Source organism: Anaeromyxobacter sp. SG64 (genome assembly GCF_022690745.1).
Lineage (GTDB): Bacteria > Myxococcota > Myxococcia > Myxococcales > Anaeromyxobacteraceae > Anaeromyxobacter > Anaeromyxobacter soli.
The window spans coordinates 1-5898 of the sequence record NZ_JALCZB010000157.1 but is presented as its reverse complement, the minus strand read 5'-3'; the positions used below and the strand labels follow the sequence as shown (position 1 = coordinate 5898).

4 protein-coding genes are annotated in these 5898 nt (G+C 75.6%); 3 read left to right on the top strand and 1 reads right to left on the bottom strand.

From position 1 onward, the window contains the following. Positions 1-2245 (bottom strand): serine/threonine-protein kinase (locus tag MNZ29_RS23310; RefSeq protein ID WP_242356981.1); only part of this gene is annotated, 2245 nt, incomplete at its 3' end. 92 nt (positions 2246-2337) lie between these two features. On the opposite strand from MNZ29_RS23310, the gene MNZ29_RS23305 reads away from it, so the two are divergent. The 3 genes from MNZ29_RS23305 to MNZ29_RS23295 all read left to right on the top strand — a co-directional run. Further along, on the top strand, positions 2338-4395 hold the full coding sequence (locus MNZ29_RS23305) for a S9 family peptidase (RefSeq protein ID WP_242356979.1): 2058 nt from the start codon (positions 2338-2340) through the stop codon (positions 4393-4395). Positions 4396-4449: 54 nt separating this feature from the next. Continuing rightward, positions 4450-5484 carry a rod shape-determining protein gene (locus MNZ29_RS23300; protein WP_011984441.1) on the top strand — a complete coding sequence of 345 codons (1035 nt, stop codon included), beginning with the start codon at positions 4450-4452 and terminating at the stop codon, positions 5482-5484. A gap of 220 nt (positions 5485-5704) precedes the next feature. Then, on the top strand, positions 5705-5898 hold a 194-nt coding region (locus MNZ29_RS23295; protein WP_242356977.1), incomplete at its 3' end, for a hypothetical protein.

Genomic DNA, 5898 nt, shown 5'->3' with positions numbered 1-5898 from the left:
CGCGCGCGGCGGCTCTCGGCAGCTCCTCCGCGTAGGCGGCGGCGAGCTCGAGCGCCGGCGCGGCGCGCGATGCGCCGGCGAGCGCGCGCACGAGCGCGAGGGCCGCCTCGCCCGAGGCCGCGTCCGTGCCGAGCGCGAGGGCCGTGTACCCGCCCGCGCCCTCGAGGGCAGAGACCTCGAGCAGCACCGGCGCGGCCGGCACGGGCACGGGCGCGAGCGAAACGAGGAGCGGCGATCCGCCGGGCGCGGAGAGGCCCTCCGCCAGCGCCTCCGAGACGGCGGCAGCGGGGCCGTGGGCCGGGGCGCGCACCTCGAGCGCGACGCCGGGATCCGGGACGAGCGCGACGAGCGCCGGCGCACCCGCCACCTCGGCGGCGAGCACGTCGGGGTCGTCGGTCGAGGTCTCCCCGCGGAGCGGCGCTCCCGGCCGGAGCGGGTTGCGGGCCGCGAGGACGGCCCACTCCGCCGCTGCCGCGCCGGGCGCCGGCGGCTCGTCGGGCTCGAGCTCCTCGCCCGGCCTCGCCTCGACGAGCCGCACCCTCAGCCGGTAGTCGTGCTCGGGCCGCTCGACGGGCGGCGCCCCGGGCGCGTGCCGCTCGCGCACCGCGAGGTAATAGGTGCCACGCGAGACCGCCGCGACGAGCCGCTCCGCGCCGCCCGGCCCGCCGCGATCCACCTGCGCCACGAGCGGCGCCTCGCCTCCCGCGGCTTCGTCGGGCGCGCGGTGGAGCGTGAGCGCCACGTCGAGGCCGGGGAGGCCCGCGCCGGCGTCCGCGCCCGTCCACTCCGCCTCGAGTGCCGTGCGCGGCCCCGCGTCGGGCACCTCCACGCGGAACACGTCCGCGTCCCCCAGCTCGCGCCCGCGCCGCTCCCCCACCCGGCCGAGGAGCTCCGTCGCGCCCTCCGGGCCGGCGGGGAGCGGGAGCGAGTTCGCCTGCTCGGGCCGGTCGTTCGGCTCGTGCTCGCGCCCGTCGAAGGGCAGGTCGGGCCGGAGCGCGCCGGGCAGCGCCGCCGCGAGCGACGGCGCGCGGGCGGCGAGCAGGGCGTACGCGCCGTCCCAGCGCCAGGCGAGCGCGGCGCCCGCGGCGAGCACCGCCAGGCTCCCTGCGAGCGCGAGCGGCGCCAGCCGCCCCGCGCGCAGCGCGCGCACCTGCCTGCCGAGGGCGTCGAAGTCCTCGCGGCTCGCGAGGTCGAGGTCGCCCTCGAGCTCCCGCGCGGTCGTGCGGGCGCGGCCGGCGGGCGCGGCGAGCGCGAGGAGCGCCGCGCGCATGGCGTCGGCGGAGGGGAAACGATCCTGAGGGCGCTTCGCGAGCGCGCGGTGCACGACGTCCGCGAAGGCGCGCGACACGCCCGGCGCCAGGGAGGCGAGCGGCGGCGGCTCCTGCGACAGGTGCGCCTTTACGACCGCCATCGGGCTCGGCGCCACGAACGGCGGCCGGCCCGCGACGAGCTCGTAGAGCACGCACCCCAGGGCGTACAGATCGGCGCGGCCGTCGAGCGCGGCGCCGCGGGCCTGCTCGGGGGCGAGGTACGCGGGCGTGCCCAGAATGGCGCCGGCGCCGGCGTCGGCGCCGCCCGCGAAGTCGTCGCGGAGGGAGGCGATGCCGAAGTCGAGGACCTTCACGAAGTCCTCGCCCCCCCGCGTGCGCATGAGCATCACGTTGGCGGGCTTCACGTCCCGGTGGACGACGCCGGCGTCGTGCGCCTCGGCGAGCGAGCCGAGGACCTGCTGGCCGACCTCGCGGGCGCGCGCCTCGGGGAACGGTCCGCTCCGCGCGAGCGCCGCGGCGAGATCCTCGCCCGGCACGTACTCCATGGCGAGGTACAGGCCGCCCTGCCGGCCGACCTCGCCGAAGTCGAAGACCGCGAGGGTGTGCGGGTGCGACAGCCGCGACACCGCCCGCGCCTCCGCGAGGAACCGCTCCGCCGCGGTGGGCTCCCGGGCGAAGTCCTCCCGCAGGAGCTTCAGCGCGAGCGTCTTCCCCATGCGGATGTGCTCGGCCTTGTAGACCCGGCCCATCCCGCCCTCGCCGAGGAGCTCGACGAGCCGGTAGCGGTCGGCGACGACCCCATCCTTCCCGCGGCGGCGGCCGGTGCCGCGCGCGCCGGTCGCGCCGGTCGCGCCCGCGCGGAGAGGCGCCCCGCAGGCCGTGCAGAAGTTCGCGCTCCCGCGCGAGGGATCGGCGAGGTGCCCGCAGCGGGCGCAGGCCACAGGGGGCTCCGGGGCGGGCTTGCGACGCGCCATCGCTCGCGCCGGAGCGTAGCGCGCGAGCCCGCCCCCGCAAAGCTCTCCGCGCCGTTCGGACGTGGCGGGCGCACGTGGTAGAAGGGCGCTCCATGCTGACCTCCGCCCTCGCCGCGCTCGTCGTGGCCACGGCCGCGCCCCGGCCGTTCACGGTGGACGACCTCGTGGCGCTCCCGCGCGTCGGAGCGCCCGAGCTCTCGCCGGACGGCGCCCGGGTGGCCTTCACGGTGGGGCGACTCGACCGGGCGGGCGACAAGATCTCCTCGGCCCTCTACGTCGTCCCCGCGGCGGGCGGCGTGCGGCGGCAGCTCACCGATCGTGACGAGCGCATCTCCTCACCGCGCTTCTCTCCGGACGGCAAGCGGCTCGCCTTCGTCTCGACGCGCGGCGGGGCCCCTCAGGCGCACGTGGTGGACCTCGCCTCGGGTGAGATCCGCCCTGTGAGCGACCTGCCCGGCGGCGTGAGCGAGCTGCTCTGGGCGCCGGACGGCGCCTCGCTCCTCGTCACCGCGGACGTGGACCCGCGCTGCGGCGCCGACGCCGCCTGCGCAGCCAGGGCGGAGGACGAGGCGAAGGGCAAGCCGCGCCTCGCGACCCGCCTCCTGTTCCGCCACTGGAACGAGTGGCGCGAGCGGCTGCGCACGCACGTCCTCCGGGTGCCGCTCGACGGCGGCGCGCCCGCGGACCTCACGCCGGGCGATCGCGACGCGCCGCCCGCCGTCCGCGGCGGCGTGGACGATCTCGCGGTCTCGCCCGACGGGAAGACGCTCTACTTCACCTCCGTCGCGGACCCGCTCGAGGCGGCCTCCACCAACGCGGACGTCTTCGCGGTGCCGCTCGCGGGCGGCGAGGCCCGGCGCGTGACGAGCGGACCGGGCTGGGACGCGAGCCCGCGTCCCTCCCCCGACGGCAGCCGGATCGCCTGGCTCTCGCAGGCGCGCGGCGGCTACGAGTCGGACCGCTTCCGGGTGATGGTGGCCGGGACGGACGGCAAGGACGCCCGCGACCTCACCGCCGGCACGGAGCTCTCGGCGAGCGACCTCCACTGGGCGCGGGGCGGCGCGGCGCTGCGGTTCGCGGCGCTCACCTCCGGCTACCACGAGCTCTACGAGGTGGACGTCCGGAGCGGGAAGATCGCGAAGCTCGCCGGCACGCCGGCGCTCGGCGGAAGGCCGCGCGTGAACGTCCAGTCGGTCTCGTACTCGGCCGACGGGACGCGCGCCGCGGCGCTCGTGGACGGGATCTCCGCCCCGCCCGAGGTCGCGGTGCTGGAGGGAGCACCGGGCAAGGCGCGCTGGGCGGAGCGCACGCGGCTCGCCGCGGACGCGCTCGCCGGCGTCGCGCGCCCGATGCTGCGGCCGCTCGAGGCGATCTCGAAGGACGGCACGAAGGTGTTCGGCTGGATCGTCCTCCCCGCCGGCCACCGCGACGGCGAGCGCCACCCGGCGGCGGTGCTCGTCCACGGGGGACCGCAGGGCGCCTGGAACGACGCCTGGACCTCGCGCTGGAACGCCATGCTGTACGCGGCGCGCGGCTACGCGGTGGTGCTGCCGAACCCGCGCGGCTCGACCGGCTACGGGCAGGCCTACGTGGACGCCGTCTCGCGCGACTGGGGCGGCAAGCCCTACGAGGACCTGATGGCCCTCGTCGATGCCGCCATCGCCCTAGGCACGGTGGACGGTGAGCGCATGTGTGCCGCGGGCGCGAGCTACGGCGGCTACATGGTTCACTGGCTGAACGGCCAGACCGACCGCTTCCGCTGCCTCGTCTCGCACGCCGGGATCTTCGACCTGGAGGCGTTCTTCTACCGGACCGAGGAGCTGTGGTTTCCGGAGTGGGAGTTCGGCGGGACGCCGTTCGAGCAGCCGGGCGACTACCAGAAGTTCTCGCCCTCCCGCTTCGTGCAGCGCTGGCACACGCCCACCCTCGTCTCGGTGGGCGAGCTCGACTACCGCACCGGCGTCGACCAGGGCTACGCGGCCTTCACGGCCCTGCAGCGGCGCGGGATCCCTTCGAAGCTCCTCGCATTCCCCGACGAAGGGCATTGGGTCTCCAAGCCGAAGAATGCGAGAGTGTTCTACGATGTTGTGCTCGGGTGGCTCGACGAGCACATCGGCCCCGCGGCGAACCTGTCCGCGAAGGCGCGCTAACCTCCCGAAACCGCTTGCCGTTCGAACCCGCCCTGCCATAATCCGGACCCCGCCGTGCTCAACTGGCTTCACAACATGCTGTCGCGCGATCTCGCGATCGATCTCGGGACCGCGAACACCCTCATCTACATCCGCGGCATGGGCATCGTCTCGAACGAGCCCAGCGTCGTCGCCGTCCAGCAGGACGCGCGCGGCGGCCGCAAGGTCCTCGCCGTGGGCAAGGAGGCGAAGGAGATGCTCGGGCGCACGCCCGGGAACATCGTCGCCATCCGCCCGATGAAGGACGGAGTCATCGCCGACTTCGAGGTCACGGCGGCGATGCTCAAGTACTTCATCCAGAGCGCGCACAACCGGAAGAGCTTCGTGAAGCCGCGCATCATCATCGGCATCCCCTCGGGGATCACCGAGGTGGAGAAGCGCGCGGTGCGCGAGGCGGCCGAGAGCGCGGGCGCGCGCGAGGTCTACCTCATCGAGCAGCCCATGGCGGCGGCGATCGGGGCGGGCCTGCCCATCACCGAGCCCTCGGGCAACATGATCGTCGACATCGGCGGCGGCACCTCCGACGTCGCGGTGATCTCGCTCGGTGGGATCGTCTACAGCCGCTCGGTGCGCATCGCCGGCGACAAGATGGACGAGGCGATCATCCAGCACATCAAGCGCAAGTACAACCTCCTCATCGGCGAGCGCACCGCCGAGCTCATCAAGATGGGCATCGGCACCGCCTATCCGACCGAGGAGGAGCTCACGATGGACATCAAGGGGCGCGACCTCGTCGCCGGCGTGCCGCGCACCCTGACCGTCACGTCCTCCGAGATCCGCGAGGCGCTCTCCGAGCCCATCAACGGAATCGTCGAGGCGGTGAAGGTGACGCTCGAGCGGACCCCGCCCGAGCTCGCGGGCGACATCGCCGACCGCGGCATCGTCCTCGCGGGCGGCGGCGCCCTGCTCAAGAACCTCGACGTGCTGCTCCGCGAGGAGACCGGGCTCCCGGTGTTCCTCGCCGAGGACCCGCTCTCGTCGGTCGTCATCGGCGCGGGGAAGGCGCTCGAGGAGCTGGACATCCTGCGCCAGGTCACGGCGCACGGGTAGCTCGTCCGTCCCGCCCCGAACGAAGCGCGCCTGGCGAAGGCGCTCTCTCCACGACCGCCGCCGGCCCTCGGGCCGCGGCGGTCGTTCCGCCTGAGGGTCGCTGCGGCCGCGTGACGTCTCGATCGGTCTCCGGTGAGGCCGGGGCGGCCTCCCGGTTGACGGATCGTCGAGCGCGGCGAGGGGTCTCGCGCCGAGGCCTCGCGGGCGTTAGGTCCCGCGCATGGCCCTGGCGCTCGAGCTAGAGGGATCGCCGATCGCGTACGCGGCGGCCGGGCTCGTCGTCGCCATCGCCTTCGCGTTCGGGGTCGCCGCCTCCACCGAGCCCCCGGCGGAGCGGGACGTGGGAGCACGGCTCGCGTACGCGGAGTGCCGCGCCTCGGGGCGCACCCGCGCCGCGTGCGCGCCGAGGCGCGA